The 25,497-nt window shown below is 64.3% G+C and carries 29 protein-coding genes; 14 read left to right on the top strand and 15 right to left on the bottom strand.

Annotated features, from left to right (window positions below):
* Window positions 1-20: 20 nt before the first annotated feature.
* A complete protein-coding gene (locus AS156_RS24015) occupies window positions 21-380 on the bottom strand; it encodes a hypothetical protein (RefSeq protein WP_066509367.1) in 360 nt (119 codons plus the stop codon).
* Between the two features lie 191 nt (window positions 381-571).
* Here AS156_RS24015 and AS156_RS24010 point away from each other — a divergent pair, with 191 nt between their 5' ends.
* Window positions 572-943, top strand: coding sequence for a DUF4118 domain-containing protein (locus AS156_RS24010; protein WP_066509365.1), 372 nt, complete (start codon window positions 572-574; stop codon window positions 941-943).
* Between the two features lie 116 nt (window positions 944-1,059).
* On the opposite strand, the gene AS156_RS43005 is transcribed toward AS156_RS24010, so the two are convergent.
* On the bottom strand, window positions 1,060-1,200 hold the full coding sequence (locus tag AS156_RS43005) for a hypothetical protein (RefSeq protein WP_160331135.1): 141 nt from the start codon (window positions 1,198-1,200) through the stop codon (window positions 1,060-1,062).
* Window positions 1,201-1,389: 189 nt separating this feature from the next.
* On the opposite strand from AS156_RS43005, the gene AS156_RS24005 reads away from it, so the two are divergent.
* Window positions 1,390-1,605, top strand: coding sequence for a hypothetical protein (locus AS156_RS24005; RefSeq protein ID WP_066509363.1), 216 nt, complete (start codon window positions 1,390-1,392; stop codon window positions 1,603-1,605).
* Window positions 1,606-1,667: 62 nt separating this feature from the next.
* Here the strand turns inward: AS156_RS24005 and AS156_RS24000 are convergent, their stop codons facing one another.
* From AS156_RS24000 to AS156_RS23990, 3 genes are read right to left on the bottom strand one after another with little or no spacing between them, the layout of a single operon-like run.
* Entirely contained in the window at window positions 1,668-1,850 is a 183-nt protein-coding gene (locus AS156_RS24000) for a hypothetical protein (protein ID WP_066509361.1), read from the bottom strand.
* Between the two features lie 51 nt (window positions 1,851-1,901).
* A complete protein-coding gene (locus AS156_RS23995) occupies window positions 1,902-2,438 on the bottom strand; it encodes a hypothetical protein (RefSeq protein WP_066509358.1) in 537 nt (178 codons plus the stop codon).
* 51 nt (window positions 2,439-2,489) lie between these two features.
* Window positions 2,490-4,037, bottom strand: coding sequence for an acetolactate synthase large subunit (locus tag AS156_RS23990; protein WP_066509356.1), 1,548 nt, complete (start codon window positions 4,035-4,037; stop codon window positions 2,490-2,492).
* 225 nt (window positions 4,038-4,262) lie between these two features.
* Between AS156_RS23990 and AS156_RS23985 the strand changes: the two genes are divergently transcribed.
* On the top strand, window positions 4,263-4,832 hold the full coding sequence (locus AS156_RS23985; RefSeq protein WP_066509489.1) for a L,D-transpeptidase: 570 nt from the start codon (window positions 4,263-4,265) through the stop codon (window positions 4,830-4,832).
* A 93-nt stretch (window positions 4,833-4,925) separates the two neighbouring features.
* A complete protein-coding gene (locus tag AS156_RS23980; RefSeq protein ID WP_066509486.1) occupies window positions 4,926-5,720 on the top strand; it encodes a DUF2927 domain-containing protein in 795 nt (264 codons plus the stop codon).
* Between the two features lie 401 nt (window positions 5,721-6,121).
* Here the strand turns inward: AS156_RS23980 and AS156_RS23975 are convergent, their stop codons facing one another.
* The gene (locus AS156_RS23975; RefSeq protein ID WP_066509353.1) at window positions 6,122-6,304 is read right to left on the bottom strand and encodes a hypothetical protein; all 183 of its coding nucleotides are present in this window, start codon (window positions 6,302-6,304) and stop codon (window positions 6,122-6,124) included.
* A 151-nt stretch (window positions 6,305-6,455) separates the two neighbouring features.
* On the opposite strand from AS156_RS23975, the gene AS156_RS23970 reads away from it, so the two are divergent.
* From AS156_RS23970 to AS156_RS23960, 3 genes are all read left to right on the top strand, one after another.
* Window positions 6,456-7,484 carry a MerR family transcriptional regulator gene (locus AS156_RS23970; protein ID WP_066509350.1) on the top strand — a complete coding sequence of 343 codons (1,029 nt, stop codon included), beginning with the start codon at window positions 6,456-6,458 and terminating at the stop codon, window positions 7,482-7,484.
* A 90-nt stretch (window positions 7,485-7,574) separates the two neighbouring features.
* Window positions 7,575-8,570 (top strand): LysR family transcriptional regulator, encoded by a 996-nt coding sequence (locus tag AS156_RS23965; protein ID WP_066509347.1) that lies wholly within the window; start codon window positions 7,575-7,577, stop codon window positions 8,568-8,570.
* A 72-nt stretch (window positions 8,571-8,642) separates the two neighbouring features.
* Window positions 8,643-9,011, top strand: coding sequence for a glyoxalase/bleomycin resistance/extradiol dioxygenase family protein (locus AS156_RS23960; RefSeq protein ID WP_066509344.1), 369 nt, complete (start codon window positions 8,643-8,645; stop codon window positions 9,009-9,011).
* A gap of 56 nt (window positions 9,012-9,067) precedes the next feature.
* Here the strand turns inward: AS156_RS23960 and AS156_RS23955 are convergent, their stop codons facing one another.
* From AS156_RS23955 to AS156_RS23940, 4 genes are all read right to left on the bottom strand, one after another.
* The gene (locus AS156_RS23955) at window positions 9,068-10,102 is read right to left on the bottom strand and encodes a D-alanine--D-alanine ligase family protein (protein ID WP_066509341.1); all 1,035 of its coding nucleotides are present in this window, start codon (window positions 10,100-10,102) and stop codon (window positions 9,068-9,070) included.
* Complete coding sequence (locus tag AS156_RS23950) at window positions 10,099-11,127, bottom strand: putative zinc-binding metallopeptidase (protein WP_066509338.1); 1,029 nt, start codon at window positions 11,125-11,127, stop codon at window positions 10,099-10,101. Before AS156_RS23950 ends, AS156_RS23955 begins: the two co-directional genes overlap by 4 nt.
* A gap of 289 nt (window positions 11,128-11,416) precedes the next feature.
* A complete protein-coding gene (locus AS156_RS23945) occupies window positions 11,417-11,599 on the bottom strand; it encodes a hypothetical protein (protein ID WP_347336643.1) in 183 nt (60 codons plus the stop codon).
* Between the two features lie 194 nt (window positions 11,600-11,793).
* Window positions 11,794-12,369, bottom strand: a complete 576-nt coding sequence (locus AS156_RS23940) for an alpha/beta fold hydrolase (protein ID WP_245313031.1) — start codon at window positions 12,367-12,369, stop codon at window positions 11,794-11,796.
* 145 nt (window positions 12,370-12,514) lie between these two features.
* On the opposite strand from AS156_RS23940, the gene AS156_RS23935 reads away from it, so the two are divergent.
* Together AS156_RS23935 and AS156_RS23930 are read left to right on the top strand one after the other, a co-directional pair.
* A complete protein-coding gene (locus AS156_RS23935) occupies window positions 12,515-13,951 on the top strand; it encodes a cytochrome P450 (RefSeq protein ID WP_066509333.1) in 1,437 nt (478 codons plus the stop codon).
* Window positions 13,952-14,154: 203 nt separating this feature from the next.
* Window positions 14,155-15,303 carry an ABC transporter substrate-binding protein gene (locus AS156_RS23930; RefSeq protein WP_066509332.1) on the top strand — a complete coding sequence of 383 codons (1,149 nt, stop codon included), beginning with the start codon at window positions 14,155-14,157 and terminating at the stop codon, window positions 15,301-15,303.
* Window positions 15,304-15,408: 105 nt separating this feature from the next.
* Here the strand turns inward: AS156_RS23930 and AS156_RS23925 are convergent, their stop codons facing one another.
* From AS156_RS23925 to AS156_RS23915, 3 genes are read right to left on the bottom strand one after another with little or no spacing between them, the layout of a single operon-like run.
* Window positions 15,409-15,654, bottom strand: a complete 246-nt coding sequence (locus AS156_RS23925) for a hypothetical protein (RefSeq protein ID WP_066509331.1) — start codon at window positions 15,652-15,654, stop codon at window positions 15,409-15,411.
* Between the two features lie 37 nt (window positions 15,655-15,691).
* Window positions 15,692-16,813: a M48 family metallopeptidase gene (locus AS156_RS23920; protein ID WP_136626401.1), complete on the bottom strand. Its 1,122-nt coding sequence runs from the start codon at window positions 16,811-16,813 to the stop codon at window positions 15,692-15,694.
* 3 nt (window positions 16,814-16,816) lie between these two features.
* Window positions 16,817-17,968, bottom strand: a complete 1,152-nt coding sequence (locus tag AS156_RS23915; RefSeq protein WP_136626413.1) for a DUF898 family protein — start codon at window positions 17,966-17,968, stop codon at window positions 16,817-16,819.
* 630 nt (window positions 17,969-18,598) lie between these two features.
* Here AS156_RS23915 and AS156_RS23910 point away from each other — a divergent pair.
* On the top strand, window positions 18,599-19,870 hold the full coding sequence (locus AS156_RS23910; protein ID WP_066509323.1) for a cytochrome P450: 1,272 nt from the start codon (window positions 18,599-18,601) through the stop codon (window positions 19,868-19,870).
* Between the two features lie 30 nt (window positions 19,871-19,900).
* Window positions 19,901-21,175, top strand: a complete 1,275-nt coding sequence (locus AS156_RS23905; RefSeq protein ID WP_066509320.1) for a cytochrome P450 — start codon at window positions 19,901-19,903, stop codon at window positions 21,173-21,175.
* Window positions 21,176-21,245: 70 nt separating this feature from the next.
* On the opposite strand, the gene AS156_RS23900 is transcribed toward AS156_RS23905, so the two are convergent.
* Complete coding sequence (locus tag AS156_RS23900; protein ID WP_136626400.1) at window positions 21,246-21,635, bottom strand: hypothetical protein; 390 nt, start codon at window positions 21,633-21,635, stop codon at window positions 21,246-21,248.
* Between the two features lie 224 nt (window positions 21,636-21,859).
* Here AS156_RS23900 and AS156_RS23895 point away from each other — a divergent pair, with 224 nt between their 5' ends.
* Both AS156_RS23895 and AS156_RS23890 read left to right on the top strand, forming a co-directional pair.
* Window positions 21,860-22,420, top strand: a complete 561-nt coding sequence (locus AS156_RS23895; protein ID WP_136626399.1) for a thiamine pyrophosphate-binding protein — start codon at window positions 21,860-21,862, stop codon at window positions 22,418-22,420.
* Window positions 22,420-23,013 carry a thiamine pyrophosphate-dependent enzyme gene (locus AS156_RS23890; protein ID WP_066509313.1) on the top strand — a complete coding sequence of 198 codons (594 nt, stop codon included), beginning with the start codon at window positions 22,420-22,422 and terminating at the stop codon, window positions 23,011-23,013. The genes AS156_RS23895 and AS156_RS23890 overlap by 1 nt, the downstream gene beginning before the upstream one ends.
* A 203-nt stretch (window positions 23,014-23,216) precedes the next feature.
* Here the strand turns inward: AS156_RS23890 and AS156_RS23885 are convergent, their stop codons facing one another.
* On the bottom strand, window positions 23,217-24,140 hold the full coding sequence (locus tag AS156_RS23885) for a LysR family transcriptional regulator (protein WP_066509311.1): 924 nt from the start codon (window positions 24,138-24,140) through the stop codon (window positions 23,217-23,219).
* A gap of 179 nt (window positions 24,141-24,319) precedes the next feature.
* On the opposite strand from AS156_RS23885, the gene AS156_RS23880 reads away from it, so the two are divergent.
* Window positions 24,320-25,489 (top strand): acyl-CoA dehydrogenase family protein, encoded by a 1,170-nt coding sequence (locus AS156_RS23880; protein WP_066509310.1) that lies wholly within the window; start codon window positions 24,320-24,322, stop codon window positions 25,487-25,489.
* Window positions 25,490-25,497 lie beyond the last annotated feature (8 nt).

The following is a 25,497-nucleotide window of genomic DNA, read 5'->3' as shown; positions in this document are numbered from 1 at the left end:
CGAGCCGTCCGGCCTTCGGCTCACTGCTGCTGCACGGGGCGGGGAGCTTGTGCGGAGGGACGCCGGTTGAGTTCGCCGAGCAGGTCGCGCACGGCCCCGTCGAATTCATCAGGCTGACGACGAGGATCGACCTGCCGCGCGTCGCGTGACGCCTGGCGACGGCCGGAGAAGTCGTCATTGGCCGCGACCAGAAGCCCTTCGAGATTGATGACGTCGTCTCGTCCGGCACCGGCAACCGGGATCGCCGGCCGCTGCGGTTTGACCACCGGAACGTCTCCACGCGCAGCCCGGCGGCGACGGCGGGACTTCATCTCTCGGAGCGCGTATCCCGAACCGAAGCCGATGCCGAGCGCGATGAAAATGATCACAAGTCCGAGCATTGTGTTGTCCCCGCAAGCACCCTGCCGCAGTGCAGTAAGCGCGACAATGCGGCAGGGGCTTGACCATTGCGGTTCGCTTTCGTGGAGATCGCACCGGCGCGGACGGGAACGCCGACCACGGAATCCTACGGACTTTTATTTGCTGTCCTCCTCCGCTACCTTCCCGCACCTCGCGGGGGCGGGGGAACTCGATGCGCAAGAGCAACGACTACATCTTGAGGCTGCGACCATGGTCGCTGTCCACATTCGCCGCCGCCCTGCTGGCGGTGGTGCTGGCGACCGCGATGCAGGAGGCGCTTGCGACCTTCGGCCTGCAGCTCTATTTCGCGGGCTTCGTGCCTGCGATCCTGATCGCGGGTCTGCTGGGCGGCGCGCCCGCCGGCGCCTTCGCAACCATCATCACGGTCCCGATCGTGTGGTGGGTCTTCATGCCGCCCTGCTTCGAGTTCGCCTGGCCCACGGCTGCCGATTACGACAGCATCTCGACCTTCCTGCTGTCGAGCGCGCTGCTGGTCTGCTTCTCGCAGCTCTATCGCGAAGCGCTCGCTATCTTGCGGAAGTGAATTTCGATCGCGCCATTTGCGCCGTCTATTCGCGCCGACGGCGGCACTGGTGATCGGCGCAGCGGCCCAGTTGCTCGCCAGCGGAGGCCGGCGGATGCCGCCGATATGGCTGCCCCTCAGATCCCGAACATCCAGACCGCGATGATGGTGGCGAGGGTTGCCACGCCGCTGATGGTCCAGCCGGCCGCGTAGAAGGCGTTCTCGGGAGCGGTGTCGAGCACCGCATCGGTCGTTTCCGTCATTGATCGCCAACGCATGGCGCCTCTCCTCGGAAATCCTGCCCATCAGCATAACGCGGAGGCAGGTTCCCGGTTCCGCCCGGCGGGCGCAGGCCGCGCTGATCACGCGGCGCTCACAGACAACTGATCTGTGTAGCGGAACCCTGCGACAATCCGTCCCGTTGAGGCCCGCCGGAAACGGCAAACAGCAACTGGGAGAACTATCCGATGCGAACACTCATCCTCGCCGCCACCGCCCTCGCCTTCCTGTCGTCCACCGCATTCGCGCAGGGCACGACCGGCGGGACCCCCGCGCCGGCAGCGCAAAGCGCCGATACCGCGACCAAGGGCGAGGCCACCAAGATGGCGCCGAAGAAGAAGAAGGCGAAGAAGACCGCCAAGAAGTCGAGCGCCAAGACGGGCGACGATGCGACCAAGCAATAGTGGGAAACAATCGCGCACCATGCGCATGGGAAAGGCCGCCCGGGGGGCGGCCTTTCGCTGTTTCAGCCAGTGACGTTGCGATCAGATCGGCCGTCACCGCCGGTGAATTCAGGGTGCGGAGGGGGAAGCGAAGCGAAGCCGGTGATGGGCACCACCATCGGATCGTACTGAAAATTGACCACCAACTCCTGTAATTGCTCCACCTGCCGCACCTCACTTGTGGCGCGATGATGCAGGCGGCGCATGATCCAAACGGGCTATCACGCACAAGCGTCGCCGATGATTCCGCGACAGGCTTAATGCTGCGCACCGTCGTCGCGCGTCTCCTTCAGCCCGCTCGCGCGCAACCTTTCGGCGAACCACAGCGACGTCACGCGCTCGATTCCGCCGCCAACATAGACTTCCGAGAAGCTCACCCCGTTTCGCGCGAGCGTCACCAGCACGCCGATCTCGTAGGCGAACCAGACATGCGGATCGGTCAACCCCTGCAGCTTGTGCTGATCGTGCTCGATCGGCTGGTGATTGCTGTCCTTGCGCAACTCGATGGCGAGCAAATTGTTGGGAATGTCGCGCTGATGCACGACGATGTCGGGATAGATCGACTTGCCGAGATGATCGTCGGACGAAACCGTCGAGCCGCGCGGCAGCTTCAGCGTGCGTTCGCCGAGCCGGTCGTAATTGCAATCGACCTGCCAGCCGGCGAACTGCCTCTCGACATAGACCGCCAGCCGGTGAGTGAGTGTCCGCTCGCCGAGATCACGCTCCAGCAGGAAGCTCTCCTGCGCATAGAAGTCCTGCAGGGCGGTGATCACCTTGTTCAGCGCGGTCTGCATCAGGCCTCCGACTGAAAGGGGCCGCCGCCGCGGCCGGTGGGAACGTGCGCGCTACATTTGCACTTCGATCAGCCGCGGGCCCGGCTCGGCGACGGCTTCCGCCAGCGCCTTGTTGAACTCGTCCGCATTGGTCACCGCGCGGCCGGGTACGCCCATGCCCTTGGCGAGCGCGACGAAATCGAGCGTCGGCCGGTCGATCTTCAGCATGTCCTGCGCCCGCTGCCCCGGCTCGCCGGCGCCGACATTGTCGAATTCGCCGCGCAGGATCTGGTAGATGCGGTTGGCGAACACGATGGTGACGACGTTGAGCCCTTCGCGCGCCTGCGTCCACAGCGACTGGATCGTGTACATCGCACTGCCGTCGCCGACCATGCAGATCACCTTGCGGTCCGGGCAGGCGATCGCAGCACCGGTCGCGACCGGCGTCGAGAAGCCAATCGAGCCGCCCATGTTCTGCAGCCAGTCGTGCGGTGCCGCGGCCGCCGTCGGCGGAAAGAAGCCGCGACCGGTGGTGACTGATTCATCCACCATGATGGCGTTCTCGGGGATCGCGCAGGCGATCGCCTGCGCGATCGTGGTGAAGTTGAGTGCGCCGGTCGGCTTGACCAGTTCTTGCAGCTGCTGCGGCTTGACGTCCTTCGCCGAGGCATGAAGCGCGCCGGCAAGCGCCTCGAGCGCCGCGACCGAATTCTCGCCCCACGCAGTCATGCGATGCACGTCGCAGCCTTCCGGCTTCAACAGGCTCGGCTTGTTCGGATAGGCGAAGAACGCCACGGGGTCGTTGGCCTCGACCAGCACGATGTGCCGGAACTTTTCCAGGATCGGCAGCGCCTGCTCGATCACATAGGGAATGCGGTTGATCGAGAACCGTCCACGACCGCGCGCCATGCGCGGGTGGAAGGTCTGGCCCATCCCGGTGCAGCCGGTCTTGCCGGCGATCCGCTCGGCCAGCACCAGCCCCTGCTCCGAGAGCGCGCTGCCGGTGATCAGCAGCAGCGTGTGCGCCGCATCGCCGTGCAGGATCTTCGCCGCGGTATCCACCGCCTGCGGCGAATAGCCCGGGCGCTGCTTCTCCGCCGGCACTTCGGCAATTCCGTCGGCCTCGTTCCATGCGGTGTCGGCGGGCAGGATCAGCGTCGCGATCTGCGGCGGCGCGCTCTTGGCGGCGGCGATCGCGGCGGCACCGTCGACGGCCACCGACTTCGCATCCGGCGAGGTCCGTACCCATGACGACATCGGCCGCGCCAGTCCCTCGATGTCAGACGTCAGCGGCGCATTGTAACCGATGTGATAGGTCGCATGCTGGCCGACGATGTTGACGATGCCGGAATGGGCCTTCTTGGCGTTGTGCAGATTGGCAAGCCCGTTGGCGAGGCCGGGCCCGAGATGCAACAGCGTCGAGGCCGGCGTGCCCTTCATGCGGAAGTAGCCGTCGGCCGCACCGGTCACGATGCCCTCGAACAGGCCGAGCACGCAGCGCATGCCCGGGACCTTGTCCAGCGCCGCGACGAAATGCATCTCCGACGTGCCCGGGTTGGTAAAGCAGACGTCCACGCCGCCTGCGACCAATGTCCGCACCAGGCTTTCCGCACCATTCATGGTCTCACTCCCGTCAGAGATGTTCTCGAGCTCTGGTCAAGATCAACCACTGTTCACCCGTTTCGTCAAAGGTTTAGCGGGACAATGCTGGTATCACGTGCAGTGTGTTGCCTTTTTAAACCGTGTTGTTCGAAACTTGTCATCTCACGGCATCGTCTGTTGCGAAACACCTGAGATTGTGGCCTGTCTCGATACATATTTGATGCGTCCTTGGAGATCACGACGATGCGCCCGATTGCTCTGATCTTTGCTGCGCTCACGATGCTGGCCGGCGCCAGCCAGGCGCTGGCCGAAAGCAGCGACACCCGCGACTTCATGGGCTTCGGCCCGAGCTTCTTCGGCAGCGGCGCAAGCCCGATCCCGCGGACCACGGTCTACTACCCAACCAACTATGCACCCGGCACTATCGTCGTGAACACCGCCGAGCGCCGGCTCTATCTGGTGCTGCCCGGCGGCCAGGCGCTGCGCTACGGCATCGGCGTCGGCCGTGACGGTTTCCGCTGGGGCGGAGTGCACCGCATTTCGGCGAAGAAGGAATGGCCGTCGTGGACGCCGCCCTCGCAGATGCTGCATCGCCGTCCCGATCTGCCGCGTCACATGGCCGGCGGCATCGAAAACCCGCTCGGCGCACGCGCGCTGTATCTCGGCTCGACGCTGTACCGCATCCACGGCTCGAACGAGCCCGAGACGATCGGCCAGGCAGTTTCGTCCGGCTGCTTCCGCATGACCAATGACGACGTCAAGGACCTCTACGACCGCGTCTCGGTCGGCACCACCGTCGTGGTAAAGAACTGATCGCGCCGACCTCGAACGGCGTCGGCGCAGCCATCCGGCATGATGGCTGATCCAGCCTTGCGCTGCCGCGTCTCTTGCGGCAGCGTCGCGGGAATGCGCCACTACATCTCGATCCTGCTCCTCGCCGCCGCAGCGCTTGCCGCCGTCGATGCCGCGGTCACATCCGCCGTCGCCGCCGAGATTCCGGCAATTACCTCGCGCCAGCGCAGCGAGAAGAAGGTCTTCACCGACACCGAGATCGTCGAGGGCTTCCTGAAGACCGCGTTCGGCGCCGAGTATCATCTTGCCGGGCGGGTCGATCGCATCAGAAAATACGACAGCCCGGTGCGCGTGTTCGCCGACGGCAGCCGCGCCGACCGCAAGGCCCAGCTCGCGAAAGTCGTCGCCGACATCCGCGCCAAGGTCCAGCACCTCGATATCGCGATGACCGAGGACAACGGCACGGCCAACGTGCTGGTCAAGCTGGTGCGCGACCACGATCTCTACCACACCATCGCAACCTTCTACGGCCGCGAGCGCGCCAAGGAGATCCGCACCTCGCTCGACCCGCAATGCCTGTCCGGCTTCCGCAAAAACGATAACTACGAGATCGAGCACTCCGATGTGATCCTCACCGTCGACAACGGCGATTTCGTCTTCCTCGACTGCGCGTATGAGGAGCTGCTGCAATCGCTCGGCCCCATCAACGACACCGCGACCGTACCCTGGACCATGTTCAACGACAGCGTCTCGATGGGCTTTTTCGACGTCTACGATCAATATCTGCTCAACCTGCTCTACGATCCCCGCATCAAGGCTGGCATGACCGTGCAGGAGGTGAAGGCCGTGCTGCCCGACGCGCTCGCCGACGTGCGCGCGTGGGTGAAGAAGGTGAACCATTTGGAGTGAGGCGAGCTGGCGGTGGGATCGCGGTACAAACTCGCCGCGCACACCGCCGTCGTCCCTGCGAAAGCAGGGACCCATAAGCCGCGGCGGATGTTGTATGAGGACTCGTCATTCCAATGTCGATCAACAATAACCATTCGTGGTTATGGGTCCCTGCTTTCGCAGGGACGACTTTGGAGTTGGTTTTGCAGTCCGCAGCCAAACAACCACGGTGTCATCATCCGCGCATGCGCATGCGGGTGATCCAGTATTCCAGAGGCTGTTGTGATTGAATCGATGGGCCGCGGCGTACTGGATCGCCCGGCCGAGGCCGGGCGATGACAGCTGGGGGTGGGGACACAGCTCGCGTTCTCGCGACATGACGCCGCCACCGCCGACTTCCCAATCATCGCCCCGGTTCGAGATCAGGCGACCCGGCGGTAGCCGTTCAGCCAGGCCGACAGATACGTCCCGAGGACGCCGAGGGCGAACCCGGCGGAGAACACATTCAGGCTGTGCAGCCGCGGCGCTCCGGCTTGCCATGCAATGGCGTTGAGTGCGGCGAGAACGATAACGACGCCGATCAGGTAAGCGGTAAGGGTGCGCATTTTGACGATCCCTCTGTCCTGTGGCCCGCCCTGTACCGTTCGATCATACATCCACTTTCCGGCCGAGGCACGGCCGGCGTCCCTGCCCGCTTGACCTTGCCCCTGCGGCTGCCTCCATAAGGACGGCGGTCAGACGATGCGAGGTGATTCGATGAATGCTGCCGCACGATTTTTGAGCCCGTCCGATGCTGCGAGGCAGCTCGGCATATCGGCGAAGGCCCTGCGCCTCTACGAGGAACGCGGCCTGATCGCTCCGCACCGCACGCCGGCGGGATGGCGCGCCTATGGTCCCGCCGAGATGACCCGCTGCGGCGAGATCGTCGAGCTGCGCGCGCTCGGCCTCAGCATCGGCGAGGTGGCGCGGATCCTGAACGGCGACGCCGAAATCCTCGGCCGCGTGCTAACCGTGCATGAAGCCGCGCTCGAGGAGCGCATCCGCCAGTCCGGCACCAGCATCGCCAGAGTCCGCCGGCTGCGCGCCGACCTCGGCCGCGGCAAGACACCGGCGGCACGCGACGTCATTGGCGCGGTCAGGCCGCGGCCGGCCATCAGCGTCGCATTCGACCTGCCCTGGCCATGGGGCGGAGAGCGCTTCGAGCTGCGCGACGTCAGGCTTCTGAACTACATCGTCGGACCGCTCGGCAGCGGCAAGACACGCTTCGCGCAGCGGCTGGCGGAAGCGCTCCCGGATGCCGCATTCGTGGGGCTGGACCGCGCGGCGGACGGCGGTGCCGGCGCTCGCGCGCGCCTCGACGCCGACCCGGCACTGAAAGAAAGGTTCGACGCCAGCCTGGCTGCGCTCGCGAACGACGGCGCGGTGGAGTCGCCGGCGTTGACCGCCCTGCTTGCGGCCCTGCTGGCCGACCGTCCTGCGATCCCGGTGATCGACATGCTGGAAGAGGGACTCGACGCGACCACACAGGAAGCCCTGATGGCGCATCTGCGCCGCCGCGGGCCAGGGGCACGACCGCTGTTCTTCCTTACCCGATCCAATGCGATCCTCGATCTCGATGCGGTCGGCGAGGACGAGGCGATCATCCTGTGCCCTGCCAATCACAGCCTGCCGACCTGCGTCACCCCGGTTCCCGGCGCGCCCGGCTATGAGGCGGTCGCGACCTGTCTGGCCTCGCCGGAGGTTCGCGCCCGCACCGAAGGCGTGATCGCATGGCGGCCGGCCTGACAACTTCTGGTTTCGTTTTCGTCAATCTGAGACCTTAACGCACGGTTCCGGTCGGATAAGTGGCCGGAAATGTGGTACAAGCTTGCCACAATGAGCGAGCTCCCCCGTACCCAGGCCTTGCGCTGCTTCATCACGGTCGCCCGTGAAGGCACCGTGTCACGTGCGGCATCGGTGCTGAAGCTGACCCAGCCGGCCGTCAGCCTGCAATTGAAGGCGCTGGAAGAGAGCACCGGCCTGCAGCTCTTCAACCGCACCCCAAGCGGCTTCACCCTGACGGAAGCCGGCGCGACGCTGCTGCCGCTGGCGCACAAGGCGGTGGCGGCGGCATCCGACTTCAAGGCGACGGCGGACTCGCTGAAGGAGGCCCAGCGCGGCACGCTGCGCGTCGGCACCATCCTTGATCCCGAATTCACCCGGATCGGCCCCTTCGTGCGCAGCCTTGCGACATCGGCGCAGCGCACCGAGGTGTTCCTGCGCCACGGCGTCAGCGGCGATGTGCTCGCGGAGATCGGCCGTGGCGAGCTCGACGTCGGCTATTATGTCGACGCGACGCCGGCGGAGCAGATCGCGCACCACAATTTCGCCGAGCGCACAATCGCGGATGGACGCTTCCAGCTGGCGCCGCTGCTCTGCTACGACTACCGCGTCATCGCACCGATCGGCTGGAGCGACCGCGTGATGGGCAAGGGCTGGGCCGAGCTTGCCCATCTGCCTTGGCTCGCGACACCGACGCATTCGGGCCACCGGCGGCTGCTCGACGACATCTTCCGCCCTCTCGGCGCATTGCCGAAGCGCGTCGCCTGTACCGACCAGGAAGAGGCGATGATCGACTTCGTCGAGTCAGGCATCTGCCTCAGCCTCGCGCGCGACAGCGTGCTCGCGCCGCGGCTCGCGCGACCGCACAATTTCGTGGTCGTCGACAAAGTGAAGCTCACCTGCGACCTCAGCTTCGCCTGCCTCGGCGCACGCCGCCAGGAGCCAACCATCGCCCACGCCTTCACCGTCGTGCGGAGCCTCTGGAACATCAAGCCGGCGGTGACCGGCGCCGGCCCCGCGCGCACGCGGAACGTCGCGAAGAACGTGTAGTCGAGCGGGGCCGCGAAACAACTTCTCCTCGCCAACTACCTCGAGGCGTCGATACCTAGTCGGAGACAGGACATGAGCCAATCCAGGCCCGTCGGCTGGCCTTCCGTCCTGCCGAGGATCTTCACGAGCGACGTCGCCGGCTTGACCGGATTCCTGCGGACGGTGTTCGGCGCGGACGGAAAGGTTCGATCCGGAGCGCCAACGGAAATTCGCATCGGCGATTCGATTATCCTTGTCAGCGACGGCAGCGGCGTACGCGAGGCAATGCCGGCCTTTCTCTATGTCTATGTTGACGATGTAGACGAGGCCTATCGGCGGGCGATTGCAGGCGGCGCTGAATCGATCGAGACACCTGCGGACATGCCTTATGGCGACAGACGAGCGACGGTCCGGGATTCCTGGGCAAACGTCTGGCAGATGGCCACCCACCGCGGCAACTGAGGCAGACGTCCAGCCCGCTCCGGCAGCAGAAACCCGCCATCGGCTCGCCTTGCCGTTCAGCCCAGGGACACGCCTGCCTTCGCACGGCTGATTCCGAGGGTCACAATGCGGTTCAGCAGATCGGGATAGTCCAATCCGTCGTGCTGAGCCGCGGTTGCGAACTCCTGGCTCTTCGCGATTTCGGGATTGGGGTTAGCTTCAATGAAATACGGAATGCCGTCGGCGGCGAGGCGGAAGTCGATGCGCGCGTATCCATCGAGCCCCAGCGTCCGATAGATGCGTTTCGCCATGTGCTGGATGCGGGCGGATACTTCCGGCGCCAGATCCTTGGCCGGGCCATCCACGATTCCGACGCGTTCCTGGTAGCTGGGATCGTGTTTGACTTTTTCGGTGGCGATCTGCCGCGCGCCGTGCCCGCCCATGCTGCCGAACTTCAATTCCCAGACCGGCAGAACGCGCAGCCGGTTGTTGCCGAGCACGCCGACATAGAGCTCACGTCCCTCGATATACTGCTCGGCAATGGCGGCCGTTCCGACCCGCTCATGGATGAAGGCGACCCGCTCCGCGAGCTTCTCGTCGGTATCGACGATCGAGGCCTGCGAGATCCCCAGCGATCCATCCTGGTTCAGGCTCTTGACGATCAGCGGCAGCGCGAGACGCGGCGGCCGCTTGACCTTGCGATGCATCGGGAACACGGCGAAGGCCGGCACCGCGATCCGGCGATGATGCACCAGCGTCTTGGACAGATCCTTGCCGCGCGCCAGGATCAGGCCACGTGGGTTGCACCCGGTATACGGGATCTTCATCAGCTCGAGATAGCTCGCGATGTGGTGGTCGTACACGACCTCATAGTGGAACTCCTCCAGCAGGGTGAAGACCACGTGCGGCTTGAAGCCCTCGATCTCGTCGCGCACCGGCTTGATTTCCTCCTGCACGCCGAGCGGGCGAACGTCATGGCCGGCCGTACGCAAGGTACTCACGACGTCGAATTCCGTTTTCCATGCATTGATCTGCTGCGCGGTGTATCCGTCGGTCGAGTCCGGCGGCACGCAGTCCGGATGCATGAGCACGAGGATGCGAAGGCGCCTCATAGCGCGATCCATTTCCGCCGCGACGGGCCGAACAGCGCGTGCATGGTCTTGGCGGTCAGCAGGATGGTGAAGTTGATCACGAGCTTCTGTTCAGAACCGACGGCACGCAGATCGAGCTCGCGGCAGCGCGAGATCATGTCGTCGAGCACGGCATCGAGCGTGAGCTGGTTCTCTCCCGTCCACCGCGCGACCAGTTGCCTGATCTGGGCCCGGTGCCGCCTGATGAAGGCCGAAGCCGGTGGCCGCCGTCGATGCCGGGGATCGGCGGAAAAGAGCTTGGAAAGGTCGCGGTCGTAAGTCTTCGGCGGCGTGAAGGCGTAGAACGCCTGCTTCCTCCTGTAGTGCTCGCCCAGCGTCTGGCTGAGCTCATGCAGCGGATCGACGCGCTCGCGTGTCGCGATCAGCGGCCGCTTCCCGGCGATCTCGCCCATCAGCTCGTCGACATATTCGAGCTTCTTCAGTGCCGGCCAGCCGGCGTACCGCGTCCGCCAGTTCGAACGCGGCCGCAGCCACACCGCGAAGGTTTCGGCGAAATCCTCGTCGGGATGGCTCTGCGCGTACCAGAGCCGGAGATGCTGGACATAATGCCGGCTCGCCGGATTGGGCCGGTAGTAGCGCGGGTAATGCTTCGAAGACGGACCGAACAGCTGCTGCCAGCGCCGGCGGCGTTGCAGCTGGTAGCCGTGCTGCATGGCATGGCCTGCCTCATGACGGAGAATGGCCATGCACTGGGACCAGGTGCCGCCCTCGACGTCGAGCATCATCTTCTTTTCGATTTTCATCAAGCGGGGATGGGCGAGATAGAATGGGATCGCAATGCCGGGCACGTTTGCCGGACTGAACCATTCGCTCGAGATCCATGCGTGCGGCCGCAGCCGGATGCCCCGTGCTTCGAGCTCTTCATACAGACTGTTGAGACAATCCTCGAGCCAGGTGCCTTCGACCGCGACCCTCAGACTGCTGAGGCGTTGCTCCAGCAACTGCCCGTCCGACAGCTTTTCCCAAGCATATTTCCGCCGTGGCATAGGCCTCCAGACATCACGACCACCCGGTTTTTAATGTTGTCACAGGTTGCTGCCGGCAACAACCGCCGAGTGTACGTGGCGCGCAGCGCCCCCCGAAAGGCATCTCACGAAGGTGCCCAAGAGGGGGTACCGAGAGAATTGCCCAAGAGCGGACGCGCGCCCACCGGATGTCTGGGACCGGCCTTGCTGCGCTCACCGCATAAGACGGATCGGCGTAACCAGGTCATGATGCTATGCAGCCGCGGACGCGATCGTCGCACAGAGCTCGATCGGCCCCACGGTCGCAACGTCATGCGGCGTGGGACTGCCTGACGCCGGCCGGGCGGGCAAACCGAAACGCCTCGATCGGAGCGATCTCACCGTCGAGCCAATCCTGCTCGCGCGCCAGGGCCTTCCAGGCCGCTTCCATGCGCCTGAAACGAGCCTTCGTCGGCTTGTCGGTTGAACGCTTGGCAAGCTTGGAACAGATCATTGCGTTGTCCAAGAGATGCTGCGACCGTTTCATGGAAAGACCCTCCTGTTCAACAAAAACCTAGTCAATCAGGCATGGCCGTTCAACGAAACCTCCGTGACCATTTCGTAACGCAGGTGAACACGCGTTCATCGCGCGTGTCGTGCGATCATGTTTTCGTGGTTCGGCGAAGCAACCGTCGCTGATGCAACGGTTCAGTTGGGCAGGCTGCGCAGAAACGCGATGAGCTCGGCGTTGACCTCCGCGGGACGCTCCTGCTGCGTCCAGTGGCCGCAGCCCGGAAGCATCCTGATCTCGCGCAGCAGCGGCACGACCTGCTTCATGTTGGCGATCTGCTCGGCGGCGCCCGGAAACGCCACGACCATGTCGTGATCGCCGGCAACATAGAGCGCAGGCACCGTGACCTTCACCCCATCGAAGGCCGCCATCAGCTCCCAATTGCGATCGACGTTGCGATAGTAATTGAGCGGACCGCGAAAACCGCTGCGCGCGAATTCTCCGGCGTAGAGATCGAGGTCGGCGGCGCTGAGCCGTGACGGCAATGGCGGCACGCCTGATGGCAGCCAGCCGCCGTTGCGCGGCACCATGCCGACGCCGGGCGTTTGGCCGCTGTTTGCGGCTAGCGCGCGGATCGCGGCGGTCCCTTCCCCGGATGCGCCGTAGAGCATCGCCCCTAGAGTCCGGCGTGGATCTTTCTCGAACTCGGCTTCGGCGACGCCGGGCTCCTGGAAATACAGTTGGTAGAACGGGGCGTCGGCGGTCTGCGGCATCACGGCGGTCGGGCGCCCCCGCCGCGTTGATCGCGGTGTATTGCACCGCGTCACACATGCCGCTTCATGCGAGGGAGTGGCGAAGCACGGAACCAACCCCGCCCGGTCCCGTTCACTTGCATTCACTTTTTTGATGTAGCTGATCATGTTGCATTGCCATGAAATGGAATTTCTCCCGCCCGCGCCGGATCCTCCATTGTCCCGGCCGGGTTTGATCAAGCTATTGATCACGTTAAAGCGAAATCCGCTCGAGTGCTGGAGCGCGGACTTTTTTGAAGAACCGATTGCACGCGTCCGCCTGCCGTTCACCGAAGCATTCCTGGTTCACGATCCAGGCGCCATCAGACGGGTGCTAATGGATAATTCGAGGAACTACCGCAAGGACCCGATCCAGCGCAGGGTACTCTCATCCGGACTGTCGGACGGCCTGCTGAGCGTCGAAGGCGAGCGTTGGGAGATTCAACGGCGCACGATCGCTCCCATCTTCGCCTATCGGACCGTGGCGTCATTCGCGCCGGCGATGCTGAAGGCCGCGAATGAGTTGGTGACGAAATGGAAGAGGATAGCGCCGGACACCACGGTCGACATCGCCGCCGAAATGGCCCTGCTGACCCTGAACGTGCTCGCGCTGACAATCTTCTCGGACGGCATCGGCGGAGACCTGGATGACTTCCGGTCCGCGATGAACGCCTATTTCAGCGTGGTCGGCCGCATCGGGATGCTCGATCTGTTAGGCGTGCCGCAGTCGGTACCACGTCCCGGTTATCGCCGCCTGCGTCGAACGATGGCGTATTTCGAGCAGGTGATCGATACGATCGTCGACACGAGACGTGAGCGGCTCGCTCGTCACGCCGGAGATAACGTCCCGAACGATCTCCTGACGCTGCTGTTGCAATCCATGGATCCCTCGACGGGACGACGACTTGGCTTGCGCGAGGTGCGCTCGAACATCCTCACCTTCCTGTCGGCAGGCCACGAGACGACTGCCAATGCGCTGGCCTGGTCGATCTTCCTGCTGTCGCAAGTCCCCGAGTGGCGATGTCGGGTGGAGGAAGAGGCGGCGCGCGAATTGGCCGATGCGTCCGACGGACTTGCGGATCGGCTGGTCGTGACAAAGGCGGTCGTCGAGGAAGCGCTGCGTCTCTATCCGCCGATCGCCGCACTCAGCCGCGCAGCTATCGGGGCCGACATATTGGGCGACACCATGATCAGCCCACGGTCGCTGATCGTGATTGCGCCCTACGTTCTGCATCGACATCGCCGGCTCTGGAGCAACCCAGACGCATTCGACCCGGCTCGGTTTCTGCCGGGAGCGCGCAGCGAGATTCCCCGTTTCGCCTATCTGCCGTTCGGTATCGGCCCGCGCACCTGCATCGGTGCGTCTTTCGCCTTGCAGGAGGCCACGATCATGCTTGCCTTGCTGACCCACAATTTCGAGATGCGGCTGCTGCCCGATGCGAAGGTATGGCCTATGCAGCGCGTCACCTTGCGTCCGGCAAACGGGCTTCCGATGCTGCTCCGGCAGCGGACCGCGCATGGCACCGAGGATTGCGACGAGCTGCGACTAAACGCCACGAGCTAACCCGGCCAATGCCGGGTTGATTTCTTCCGAGAGCGAAATCCGGCGGCAGGATGATGCGTAGCCACGCCGCTTCCTGCAGTCGCTGGATGTCCCCAATCAGGGGGACAGACGGATGGTCCGGAATCGATATGATGCGAAACTGATCGCGTTCCGGCTATCTTCGGCCGCACATCACAAAAAGAACTTTCAGGGAGGGATTTGCAATGAAGCTGGCTGTTGCCGGACTTTGGATATTTGCGAGTGCGATGCTGGTCGCGCCTGACGCGAACGCGGACATCAAGGTCGGGATCGTGGTCTCGGCGTCCGGACCGGGCTCGGCGCTCGGCCAGCCGCAGATGCGGACGATCGCGGCGCTGCCGAAGGAGATCGCCGGCGAGAAGGTCGTCTACATCCCGCTCGACGACGAATCCGACCCGACCAAGGGGACGCAGAACGTGCGGCGCCTGGTGATCCAGGACGGCGTCGACATCCTGATCGGCTCCTCGCTGACCCCCGTGACCATGCCGATGCTCGACGTCGCGCTGGAATCCAGGACGCCGATCATCTCGCTCGCGGCGGCAACCGCGATCGTGCAGCCGATCGACGACCGGCGCCGCTGGGCGTTCAAGGTGGTGCCCAATGACGATCTGATGGCGAGCGCGATCCTGAAATACATCGCGAAATCCGGAGTAAAGACGCTCGGCTATATCGGCGTGTCGGACGGCTATGGCGAGGGCTACTACAAGGAGATCAGCCGGCTCGCGCCGACGATGGGCCTGACTGTCACGACGCATGAGGTCTACGCCCGCGCCGATACCAGCGCCACCGGCCAGGCGCTGAAGGTGATCGCGACCAACCCCGACGCCGTGTTCATCGCATCCGCCGGCACGCCGGCCGTGCTGCCGCAGGAAGCGCTGCGCGAGCGCGGCTACGCCGGCAAGATCTTCCAGACCCACGGCGTCGCGTCGGAGGAATTCATCAAGCTCGGCGGCGCCAATGTCGAGGGCGCGGTGTTCACCGGCGAGGCCTTCACCATCGCCGACGATCTCCCGGCAAACGATCCATTCCGGCAGGTGCGCGACGAGTTCGTCGCGTCCTACGAGAAGGTCAACGGCTCGAGCCCGAACATCTTCGGCGCGCATCTGTGGGACGCCATCGCGCTGTTCAAGCGTGCGGTGCCGAACGCGTTAAAAGTGGCGAAGCCCGGCACGCCGGAATTCCGCGCAGCCCTGCGCGACGAGCTGGAGCGCGGCAAGGATGTCTATCTCAACAACGGCCTCTCGACGATGAGCGCGACCGATCACAATGGCTACGACGAGCGGTCGGCGTTCCTGATCAAGGTTGAGGGCGGCAAGTTCCGGCTGGTGAAGTAGCCGCGCCGGAGCATGCGACAGCCATAACGCGGCGGAGGGGTTGCGCGTCCCGGGTGATTGCCGGGGCCTCGCGCTCGCGCGGTGCGTGGTGTCACGACGTCGCGGCTACTCGCCGCCCCATCGCCAGCGCGGCGGCTCACCTTTCCACCAGCACACGGCGGTGAGGCACGCGCACAAGACCAGGATATAGGCGATGAAACCGACCGGAGACTGCCGAGCGAGCGTCGCGGCACCGACGACGACCAGGACCAGGAAGCCTGCGAAGATCGCCCAACCTTGCCAGGTGATGGGCAAGCCCCAACCCCAGCCGTATCGCTTGGCAGGAAACCAGTATCTGACGTCATTCGGCATGGGATTCCTCCGACGTTCGGTCTCGAATTCGCCCCCCTTACACCTTCCCCGCCCCGCAAATCCCTTTCAACGCCTGCCATTCGGCCGCCGACAGCAGCGGCGCTCCGGTGATCGCGCTGCCGCCGTCGGCGTTGCCCATGCGCGCGAGGCGGTCCTCGGTGAGCGGGTGGCTGGAGACGAGCGACAGCCCCTTGCCACCTTCCTTGCCGGTGACGCGCAGCATCAGTTCGCCCATCGGCTTCGCGGGACGGCCGAGCCGGTGCATGGTCTCGATCGCGAAGCTGTCGGCATTGGTCTCGGCGTCGCGCGAATAGGACGACGTCACCAGCGTGCGCGAGGCGAAGATCAGCGCGCCGGAGCCGGTGATGTCGCCGAACAACAGCCCGATCAGGAACGAGGTTCCGCCATTGTGGATCAACTCGCGCATGCTGTCGCGATGCCTGACATGACCGAGTTCGTGGGCCAGCACGCCGGCGATCTCGTCGGGGTTCTCGGCCTTCGCCAGCAACCCGTTGAACAGGTAGACCTTGCCGCCCGGCAGCGCAAAGGCATTGGGCACCGACGTCGCCAGCACCGCCGACTGTACCGCATTGTCGAGACCGGCGGACCGCCTGAGCGCGCCGACCAGCTTCTCGAACGCGACCTGGCCTGCGGCGTTGCTGCAGTGCTTGGCGTCGAAGATCACCTTGACCTGCGCGTCGGCGACGTCGCCGAGCCGCCGCTCGAAGGAGTCGGGCATCAGCGGCGTCAGCCGCTCGGCGGCGCGCGGCACGCCGAACAGCACCACTAGCACGATCGACACCGCGGCCGCCAGCGACCAGCCGACGATCGCGGCGACACCCTTGCGGTTCGGAAGGTTGTCTTCGAGGTGGAAGCAGCGCGCGACGAGGTCGGCAGCAAGCCGCGCGTCGCGAACCTCGAGCCGCGCCAGCGACGGCGCAGCGAGGCAGCTCAGCCGCAAGATACCGGACGGGCTGTCGGCACGGCGAATGTCGGCATAGGACCAGCGTGCAAGCGTCGCGCCGTCCTCGCCGATCTCGAGCGTCTCGCCGAGACGAAGCGCCACGATGTGCCGCCTGCTCGACGTCCCGTCGAAATAGATCGCCGTAGCCTCCTGCGAGGGCCGCACGGCGCCGGTTGCATCGTCCTCCAGCGTCATCGATCAGAATCCCGCGACATCGAGGCCGTCGGCGAAACCTTCACCGAGCGCATTGGCGAGCTCGCCGCGCGCAGTGACATTGGCGGCCGCCTCAAGGTTATGGACGATCGTCGACGACAGCACCCGGATCCAGAGATCGCGCAGCAGATAGACGCGCATCACAACGTTCAACGACAGCGCAAAGGCAAGGTAGCCTATGACGAGCAGGGCCAGCAGCGGAATGCTCTTGGCGAATGCCTCGGTCTTGAAGAACGTCTCTATCGATGAGCCGTCGATGCTCGCGACCAGGAACGTGCACAGCAGCAGATAACCTAAGAACACAACGCCGAGCAGCGTGATCCAGCCGATCACCTTCCAGTAGAGCCCGATCAGCGCGCTGCGCCGGAGCGTGGATTCCAGCCTGACCTCGCCGAAGCGAATGCCCGACAGCCACCAGCGCCACTCGATCGCCTTGTACGCGCCATAGACGAACGGCGCGAAGATCATGAGGTACAACGCGAACGGCGTCAGCAGCCATAGCCACCATGCCCGCTTGAAGAACTCCCAGCCGCTGCCTTCGAATGAGCCCTGCAGATCGCCGTAATAGGAGTGGCGCATCTTGTAGCGTTCGAGGGCCGCCTCGCGCCACGGGAGCGCAAGGCCGAGCGTGACCAGGACCAGGAGTCCCCACAGGGAGGCCTGCAATGCGTAGATCCAGCCCGATCCGCTCATCCAGAACCGGACGCCGCGCCACACCGTGCGGGTCAGGCGATAACGCCGCGCGCGGTAGATCGCGAACTGGCCGAACACATAGAAGAAGGCGACCAGCGGCAGCGAGGCGAACGCCTTGACGTGCTCGGCCTCGAGGCCCGCGAGGAAATAGGCGAGATAGACCGGCACCAGGATCGCGAGCGCGACCAGGAAGCCGATCAAGAGCTCCTTGCCGCGGCCGGTGTACTCCGCCCCGTCGCCGTCGACGAGCGTGTTCGACCAGAGGTGACGGCGAATGTCGGTCGCGAGCCAGAACCGGTAGAAGCCGACGGTGACGAGCTCGAGCCCGGCGCCGCGAACGATCAAATGGAAAAAATCTTTCCGATTCCCTGAAAATGCCACCGGCATCGGCGGCGGAACCGGCTGCGGCTGCGGTTGTGGCGGCCCCAGCGGGGTCCAGCTCATGTCATTCACGGGTCACTCCCAAAGGCGGCGACAATCTCTGCGGATCAAAAGCACAGATTAGTCGCAGCGAGTGTGATCCAGGTTTCACGGAAGGTCGAGGGCGCGGCATCATATCGGCATCTTGGCGGAAGCTTTGCATTAACGGGGTGTTGCGCGGAACGTGAAATCGATGGGGGGCGCCACGCGCTGATGCAGCCGCACCGTGTCACCTCCCCCCGTCGCCTGCGGCCGAGCGCTCGCCTCCCCACACGTCGTCTTGGCGAACAGCACGCGAGGCGATCTCGTTGCTGACATGCTCCCGGCCGCGGATCGCATCAGCGGTCTTGCCAGGGCCGGCATTGGACATCCGTTGCGCATGGCCTCATCCCAGCTGAATTAAAACGGTGTTTCAAACATACCCGAGCCCCCGTCGGCCCTGAGCACCAGAACTTGGCTCTAGCTTTTTGTTTTGCCGCGCTTTCTTCGTGCGAAGAGCGAAACGGCCCGGGATCGGGCCGCTACGCTCAGCCGCCGACAATGCGGCCAAATGCGCGTCGAGAGCCCTTGCGCAAATTCGCGAATGGGAATGTAATTCGGTAAAACATCACCGCGCCGGCAACGCTCCGGTGCAAACCGGTTGAGGAGCCGCCCATGCACGGGACCATCGATCTCGGCAAAGACGTGAATCTGGATGCCGCGCGCGAGCGCGCCCATGCGCTTTCCCTGTCGGACTACGACCCCGGCCATCCCGAACTGTTCAAGACCGATACCTTCTGGCCGTATTTCGATCGGCTGCGCAAGGAAGATCCGGTGCACTACTGCAAGGACTCGATGTTCGGTCCGTACTGGTCGATCTCCAAGTACAACGACATCATGGACATCGAGACCAACCATTCGGTGTTCTCCTCGGCGGCTTCGCTCGGCGGCATCACCATCCGCGACGTGCCGCCGGATCTGCGCCGCGAAAGCTTCATCGCGATGGACCAGCCGCGCCATTCGGCGCAGCGCAAGACCGTGGCGCCGATGTTCACGCCGACGCACCTTGACGAGCTTGCCGTCAATATCCGCAAGCGCTCGACCGAATGCCTCGACAATCTGCCGCGCGGCGAGGTGTTCGACTGGGTCGACAAGGTCTCGATCGAGCTGACCACGCAGATGCTCGCGGTGCTGTTCGATTTCCCCTGGGAAGACCGCCGCAAGCTGACCCGCTGGTCCGACGTCGCGACCACCCTGCCCGGCGCCGGTGGCCTCGTCGCCACCGAAGACGAGCGGCAGGCCGAGCTGATGGAATGCGCCAGCTATTTCGCAAGGCTGTGGAAGGAGCGCAGCAGCCAGCCGCCGAAGAGCGACCTGCTCTCGATGATGGCGCACAGCGACGCCACGCGGAACATGGATCCGAAGAACTTCCTCGGCAACCTGATCCTCCTGATCGTCGGCGGCAACGACACCACGCGCAATACGCTGTCGGGCAGCATCTATGCGCTGAACAAGCATCCGGACCAGTATCGCAAGCTGAAGGAGAATCCGGCGCTGATCGACAGCTTCGTGCCCGAGGTGATCCGCTGGCAGACGCCGCTCGCCCATATGCGGCGCACCGCGCTTGCCGACTACGAATTCCGCGGCCGCCAGATCAGGAAGGGCGACAAGGTGGTGATGTGGTACGTCTCGGGCAACCGCGACGAGGAGGCGATCGAAAACCCTTACGAGTTCAACATCGAGCGTGCACGGCCGCGCACCCATATCTCGTTCGGTTTCGGCATCCATCGCTGCGTCGGCCTGCGCCTTGCCGAGCTGCAGCTCAAGATCATCTGGGAGGAGATCCTCAAGCGCTTCGACACGATCGAGGTGGTGGGGGAGCCGCAGCGGGTGTATTCCAGCTTCATCAAGGGCTACGAGACGCTGCCGGTGCGCATTGCCGCCTGACGCGTCACGAGCCAACCGGGATCCACAGCAATGAATGTACAGACCCCCATTCAGGCCGACAAGGCCGAGCTGCTGCGCCAGGCGCGCGAGGAAGCCTATTCCACGCCGCTGAAGGATTTTCATCCCGGCGCGCCGCGGCTGTTCCAGAACGACACGCTGTGGCCGTGGTTCGAACGACTGCGCAAGGAAGAGCCGGTACACTACTGCACCAATGCGCCGATCGAACCTTACTGGTCGGTCGTGAAGTACAACGATATCATGCATGTCGACACCAGTCACGGCATCTTCTCCTCCGACTCCACGCTCGGCGGCATCTCGATCCGTGACGTGCCGCCGGGCTACGACTGGCCGAGCTTCATCGCGATGGACCAGCCGAAGCACGCCCATCAGCGCAAGACCGTCTCGCCGATGTTCACGCCGCAGCATCTGGACGAGCTGGCGAAGCTGATCCGCCAGCGCTCGGCCACCGTGCTCGACAATCTGCCACGCAACGAGACCTTCAACTTCGTCGAGCGCGTCTCGATCGAGCTGACGACGCAGATGCTGGCGACGCTGTTCGACTTCCCCTGGGAGGAGCGGCGCAAGCTGACGCGCTGGTCCGACGTTACGACCGCGCTGCCGAAGAGCGGCATCGTGGAATCGGCGGAGCAGCGCCGCCGCGAGATGGACGACTGCTACGCGTATTTCTCAAGGCTCTGGAACGAGCGTGTCAATGCGCCGCCGAAGAACGATCTGCTGTCGATGATGGCGCATAGCGACGCCACGCGGCACATGGACCCCGACAATCTGATGGGCAACATCATCCTGCTCATCGTCGGCGGCAACGACACCACGCGCAACACCATGAGCGGCTCGGTGCTGGCGCTGCACGAACATCCGGACCAGTTCCGGAAGCTGAAGGAGAACCCGGCGTTGATCGACACGATGGTGCCGGAGGTGATCCGCTGGCAGACGCCGCTTGCCCATATGCGGCGCACCGCTCTTGTCGATACCGAGATCGGCGGCAAGAAGATCAAGAAGGGCGACCGCGTGGTGATGTGGTACGTCTCGGGCAACCGCGACGACGAGGTGATCGAGCGGCCCGACGAGTTCATCATCGATCGCACCCGGCCGCGCATCCACCTGTCGTTCGGCTTCGGCATCCACCGCTGCGTCGGCATGCGCCTCGCCGAGCTGCAACTTCGGATCGTCTGGGAAGAGATGCTGAAGCGCTTCGATCGCATCGAGGTGGTCGGCGAGCCGAAGCGGGTCTATTCCAGCTTCGTGCGCGGCATCGAGAATCTGCCGGTGCAGATTCCGGGCTGACGAGCACGGCGTTGCGGTGGCCAGGCCATTTCTCCAGGCATCCAGCACCGCAAGCAAGCGATCAGGGGACTCAAAATTGGAATGGAACAACTGAGACGGAGATCTTGCCGTCTGATGTCTGCTGCACCGTGAAATCAATCTTTTTCGAAGCTTTCGTGTCGCCGACGGCAGCAGAAATTGCGCCGCTGCATTGCAGCGTTCGCTTGTCCGCGCTCACGGAGGTCGTGACTATTTTGTCGCCGAGAAGATAGAGCGGCTTGGTGTTTTCCGAGCTTGGCTTCGCGGTTGATTCCTTGGCGGCATATTTGGCCAACGGATTGCGGTGGTCGTCCGCAACCATCTGGAGCACGGCCTTCCGGGTTTCGATTGAATCACAATCGAGCTTGTCACTGCAGCCGCCCAAAAGAAGCAGGCACAGAAGACTCCAGGAAGCAAGCAATCGATCGCAGGAATTCGGCATCCGAAGTGCCTTGCATCGTTGCGTACGTCTGACAACCAACCCGGCACAGCGTTGTTCCTGCGAAGTTCCATGCCGGCCGAGGCCGGATCGAGGTCGCCGTTCGAGCCATATACCCTATAAAATTCCGGCATAGCTGCGCGAGCCAGATGCGAAGGGAATAAGGCCTCCGCTTGCCCTAAGCCTTCGGTGTGTCGAGGCGCCACCGCCCGCCCATACCTGAGGCCATGATGGACCAGATTGCCGCTCACCAGGACAATGCGACCGGCCGGGACTGGCCGGTTGCAATCTACCGGACGCTGAAGGATTTCGGCGTCGCCCAACTGTCCTACGTCCCCGACGCCGGACATTCCAGGCTGATCAAGCTGTCGCACGCGGATGCCAGCATCAAGACCACAGTGCTGACCACCGAGGAAGAAGGCGTGGCCCTTTCCGCCGGCGCCTGGCTCGGCGGCGAGCGCGCGGTGCTCTTGATGCAATCGAGCGGCGTCGGCAACTGCATCAACATGCTGTCACTGATGACGAGCTGCCGCTTCCCGCTGCTCACGCTGGTGACGATGCGCGGCGAATGGGCCGAGTTCAATCCCTGGCAGATCCCGATGGGCAAGGCGACGCCGACAACACTCGAGGCGATGGGCGCCACCGTGCTGCGGCTGGACAACCCTGACGACGCCGAGGAGGTGATCTCGGCCGCCGCCTCGCTTGCCTATGATGGCGACCAGCAGGTCGCGGTGCTGATCTCGCAGCGGATGATCGGCCGCAAGAAGTGGACGACGGAGACTCATTGATGTCAGTCCCTGTCGGTACCCTCGATCGCCGCGCCGCCGTCAAGACCCTGCTCGCCGACCGCGGCGATCTGCTCGTCGTCTCCGGGCTCGGCTCCTCGACCTACGACGTATTCGACGCCGGCGAACATCCCGGCAATTTCTATCTCTGGGGCGCGATGGGCGGCGCCGCGATGATCGGCCTCGGGCTCGCCCTGGCGCAGCCGAAGCGGCCGGTGCTCGTCGTCACCGGTGACGGCGAGCAGCTGATGGGGATCGGCAGCCTGCTCACGGTCGCCACCAAACAGCCCGCCAATCTCTCGATCGCCGTGCTCGACAACGGCCAATATGGCGAGACGGGAATGCAGCTCAGCCATTCCGGCCTCGGCGCGAAGCTCGACGTAATCGCGCGTGGTGCGGGGATCGATGATGTCGCCGATATCGCCGACATCGCCGGGATCGAAAGCTTCCGCGCGAGCCTGCGTGATCTCAAGGGCGGTCCGCGGCTGGCACGGATCAGGATCGCGACCGGCGAGCTCGAACGCGCACTGCCGCCGCGCGACGGCGCCTATCTCAAGAACCGCTTCCGCGGCCATCTCGGTTTCGCGGTGACCTGAGAGCGTAGAATGTATGTAGCTCCGTCATTGCGAGGAGCTCGCGACAAAATTGCAAGCAATTTTGCGCTGAAGCGACGAAGCAATCCATCGCTCTGCATAGGCGGTGCGAATGGATTGCTTCGCTTCGCTCGCAATGACGGGGATAGAGCGACGCACGTTAGCACTCAGCCGCATAGGGCTGGATTCCCTGTGAGGAGACGCGCTCAAGTGAGCTGGATATCCCAAAGCCCTTCGGCGCGGCATGCGGCGACCTCGTCGCGCAACAGCTTTGCGATCAGCGTGATCGCGTTGGAGCCGGGATGCTCAACCGGCGAGGCCAGCGTCAGCTCGCGCCGCGGCGCGGGCCGCGCGATCGGCGCGGTCTCGAGCCTTCCATCGGCGACCTCGCCCAGCACCGAGGACGGCGGCAACAGCGTGTATCCGAGCCCTTCCTCGACCAGGCTCGTCAGCACGCGGAACGAATCCGCCTCGAGCTTGACGTCGAGATTGACCTTCTTCTTCGCGGCGGCATGCTCGATCAGTGCGCGGAGCCCGTGCGAATGACTGGGCAACACCAGCCGCTGGCGCATCAGCCAGCCGAGATCGACCTGCTTCTTCTGCTTCAATCCGCTGCCGCGCGGCCCGACCGCGACGATGCTATCGCGGCCGAGGCTCTGCACCGCCAGATGCAGATCGACCGACGGGCCGTAGATCACGGCAAGGTCCATCTCGCCGCGGTGCAGCCACTCGATCAGATGGCCGCTGTAGCTCTCGACGATGCAGAGCGAGATCCCGGGATAGCGTTCCACCGTGCGCCGCGCCAGCCGCGCCGAGATCACACAGCTCACCGTCGGCACCAGCCCGAGCACGACGCGGCCGGACGGCGCACCGCCGGCGGACTGGATGTCATCGCGGATCTGGTCGATCTGCCTCACGATACCGCCGGTGCGCGCGAGCAGCAGCCGGCCGGCATCGGTCAGCACCATGCCGCGGCCGTTGCGCGTGAACAATTCGGTGCGCAGTTCATGTTCCAACAGCTTGATCTGGCGGCTCAGCGCCGGCTGCGCGACCCGCAAGGTATCGGATGCTTTGCTCAGGCTCCCGAGTTCCGCTACGCACGCAAAGGTCCTAAGCTGGCGGAAATCCATACTTGCCAATCCTGGAAGGCAGGTTCATACGCTATAACAAAACAGCATAGGGAGTTTACCGGGGCCCCACAACAGCGGGCACTTCGCCCGCAATTTTGCTTTGAAGCATTTTCGTCACGCGAACCGGTGTCCGCTTCGCTCGAAAAGGCTCTGGCGCAACCTCTCGGCAAGACAAAACAATGACCGCACACGATCAACACACCGACGACCATTCCGACATCCGCGACGCCGTCGCAAAACTCTGCGCGCAGTTTCCCGGCGAATACTGGCGCAAGCTCGACCGCCAGATGGCCTATCCGAAGGAATTCGTCGATGCGCTGACGGAAGCCGGCTATCTCTCGGTGCTGATCCCGGAGGAATATGGCGGCGCGGGCCTGAAGCTGTCGGCAGCGGCGGCGATTCTGGAAGAGATCCAGCGGGCGGGGTGCAACGGCGGCGGCTGCCATGCCCAGATGTACACGATGGGCACCGTGCTCCGGCACGGCAACGACGCGCAGAAGGCGAAGTACCTGCCGAAGGTCGCGACCGGCGAGTTGCGGCTGCAGGCGTTCGGCGTCACCGAGCCGACCAGCGGCACCGACACCTCGTCGCTGAAGACCTTCGCGCGCCGCGAGGGCGATCATTACGTCGTCAACGGCCAGAAGATCTGGACCAGCCGCGCCGAATATTCCGACCTGATGATCCTGCTCGCGCGCACCACTCCGAAGGAGCAATCCAAGAAGCGCACCGATGGGCTCTCGGTGTTCATCGTCGACATGCGCGAGGTGAAGGGCAAGGGTCTGGAGATCCGCCCCATCCGCACCATGATGAACCACGCCACGACAGAGGTGTTCTTCACCGACATGAAGGTGCCGGCGGAGAATTTGATCGGCGAGGAAGGCAAGGGCTTCCGCTACATCCTCTCCGGCATGAATGCCGAGCGCATCCTGATCGCGGCCGAATGCATCGGCGACGCCAAATGGTTCATCGCCAAGGCGACCAACTACGCCAAGGAGCGCAGCGTGTTCGGCCGGCCGATCGGCCAGAATCAAGGCATCCAGTTCCCGATCGCCAAGGCCTATGCCGCGATGCGCGCAGCCGAGCTGATGGTGAAGGAAGCGACCCGCAAATACGAAGCCGGGCTCGACTGCGGCGCCGAGGCCAACATGGCCAAGATGCTGGCGGCTGATGCCTCGTGGGAAGCGGCCAATGCCTGCGTGCAGACCCATGGCGGTTTCGGCTTCGCCGAAGAGTACGACGTCGAGCGCAAGTTCCGCGAGACGCGCCTCTATCAGGTGGCGCCGATCTCGACCAATCTGATCCTCTCCTATGTGGCCGAGCACGTGCTCGGCATGCCCCGCTCCTACTGAGTTCTCGA

This window comes from Bradyrhizobium macuxiense (genome assembly GCF_001542415.1).
Lineage (GTDB): Bacteria > Pseudomonadota > Alphaproteobacteria > Rhizobiales > Xanthobacteraceae > Bradyrhizobium > Bradyrhizobium macuxiense.
The sequence above is the reverse complement of the archived record's forward strand: the minus strand, read 5'-3'. Positions and strand labels throughout refer to the sequence as shown.

Coding starts and splice junctions, on each gene's coding strand:
- AS156_RS24015 (WP_066509367.1), bottom strand. CDS start 380: ATGCTCGGACTTGTGATCATTTTCATCGCGCTCGGCATCGGCTTCGGT.
- AS156_RS24010 (WP_066509365.1), top strand. CDS start 572: ATGCGCAAGAGCAACGACTACATCTTGAGGCTGCGACCATGGTCGCTG.
- AS156_RS43005 (WP_160331135.1), bottom strand. CDS start 1,200: ATGCGTTGGCGATCAATGACGGAAACGACCGATGCGGTGCTCGACACC.
- AS156_RS24005 (WP_066509363.1), top strand. CDS start 1,390: ATGCGAACACTCATCCTCGCCGCCACCGCCCTCGCCTTCCTGTCGTCC.
- AS156_RS24000 (WP_066509361.1), bottom strand. CDS start 1,850: ATGCGCCGCCTGCATCATCGCGCCACAAGTGAGGTGCGGCAGGTGGAG.
- AS156_RS23995 (WP_066509358.1), bottom strand. CDS start 2,438: ATGCAGACCGCGCTGAACAAGGTGATCACCGCCCTGCAGGACTTCTAT.
- AS156_RS23990 (WP_066509356.1), bottom strand. CDS start 4,037: ATGAATGGTGCGGAAAGCCTGGTGCGGACATTGGTCGCAGGCGGCGTG.
- AS156_RS23985 (WP_066509489.1), top strand. CDS start 4,263: ATGCGCCCGATTGCTCTGATCTTTGCTGCGCTCACGATGCTGGCCGGC.
- AS156_RS23980 (WP_066509486.1), top strand. CDS start 4,926: ATGCGCCACTACATCTCGATCCTGCTCCTCGCCGCCGCAGCGCTTGCC.
- AS156_RS23975 (WP_066509353.1), bottom strand. CDS start 6,304: ATGCGCACCCTTACCGCTTACCTGATCGGCGTCGTTATCGTTCTCGCC.
- AS156_RS23970 (WP_066509350.1), top strand. CDS start 6,456: ATGAATGCTGCCGCACGATTTTTGAGCCCGTCCGATGCTGCGAGGCAG.
- AS156_RS23965 (WP_066509347.1), top strand. CDS start 7,575: ATGAGCGAGCTCCCCCGTACCCAGGCCTTGCGCTGCTTCATCACGGTC.
- AS156_RS23960 (WP_066509344.1), top strand. CDS start 8,643: ATGAGCCAATCCAGGCCCGTCGGCTGGCCTTCCGTCCTGCCGAGGATC.
- AS156_RS23955 (WP_066509341.1), bottom strand. CDS start 10,102: ATGAGGCGCCTTCGCATCCTCGTGCTCATGCATCCGGACTGCGTGCCG.
- AS156_RS23950 (WP_066509338.1), bottom strand. CDS start 11,127: ATGCCACGGCGGAAATATGCTTGGGAAAAGCTGTCGGACGGGCAGTTG.
- AS156_RS23945 (WP_347336643.1), bottom strand. CDS start 11,599: ATGATCTGTTCCAAGCTTGCCAAGCGTTCAACCGACAAGCCGACGAAG.
- AS156_RS23940 (WP_245313031.1), bottom strand. CDS start 12,369: ATGCCGCAGACCGCCGACGCCCCGTTCTACCAACTGTATTTCCAGGAG.
- AS156_RS23935 (WP_066509333.1), top strand. CDS start 12,515: ATGTTGCATTGCCATGAAATGGAATTTCTCCCGCCCGCGCCGGATCCT.
- AS156_RS23930 (WP_066509332.1), top strand. CDS start 14,155: ATGAAGCTGGCTGTTGCCGGACTTTGGATATTTGCGAGTGCGATGCTG.
- AS156_RS23925 (WP_066509331.1), bottom strand. CDS start 15,654: ATGCCGAATGACGTCAGATACTGGTTTCCTGCCAAGCGATACGGCTGG.
- AS156_RS23920 (WP_136626401.1), bottom strand. CDS start 16,813: ATGACGCTGGAGGACGATGCAACCGGCGCCGTGCGGCCCTCGCAGGAG.
- AS156_RS23915 (WP_136626413.1), bottom strand. CDS start 17,968: ATGAGCTGGACCCCGCTGGGGCCGCCACAACCGCAGCCGCAGCCGGTT.
- AS156_RS23910 (WP_066509323.1), top strand. CDS start 18,599: ATGCACGGGACCATCGATCTCGGCAAAGACGTGAATCTGGATGCCGCG.
- AS156_RS23905 (WP_066509320.1), top strand. CDS start 19,901: ATGAATGTACAGACCCCCATTCAGGCCGACAAGGCCGAGCTGCTGCGC.
- AS156_RS23900 (WP_136626400.1), bottom strand. CDS start 21,635: ATGCCGAATTCCTGCGATCGATTGCTTGCTTCCTGGAGTCTTCTGTGC.
- AS156_RS23895 (WP_136626399.1), top strand. CDS start 21,860: ATGATGGACCAGATTGCCGCTCACCAGGACAATGCGACCGGCCGGGAC.
- AS156_RS23890 (WP_066509313.1), top strand. CDS start 22,420: ATGTCAGTCCCTGTCGGTACCCTCGATCGCCGCGCCGCCGTCAAGACC.
- AS156_RS23885 (WP_066509311.1), bottom strand. CDS start 24,140: ATGGATTTCCGCCAGCTTAGGACCTTTGCGTGCGTAGCGGAACTCGGG.
- AS156_RS23880 (WP_066509310.1), top strand. CDS start 24,320: ATGACCGCACACGATCAACACACCGACGACCATTCCGACATCCGCGAC.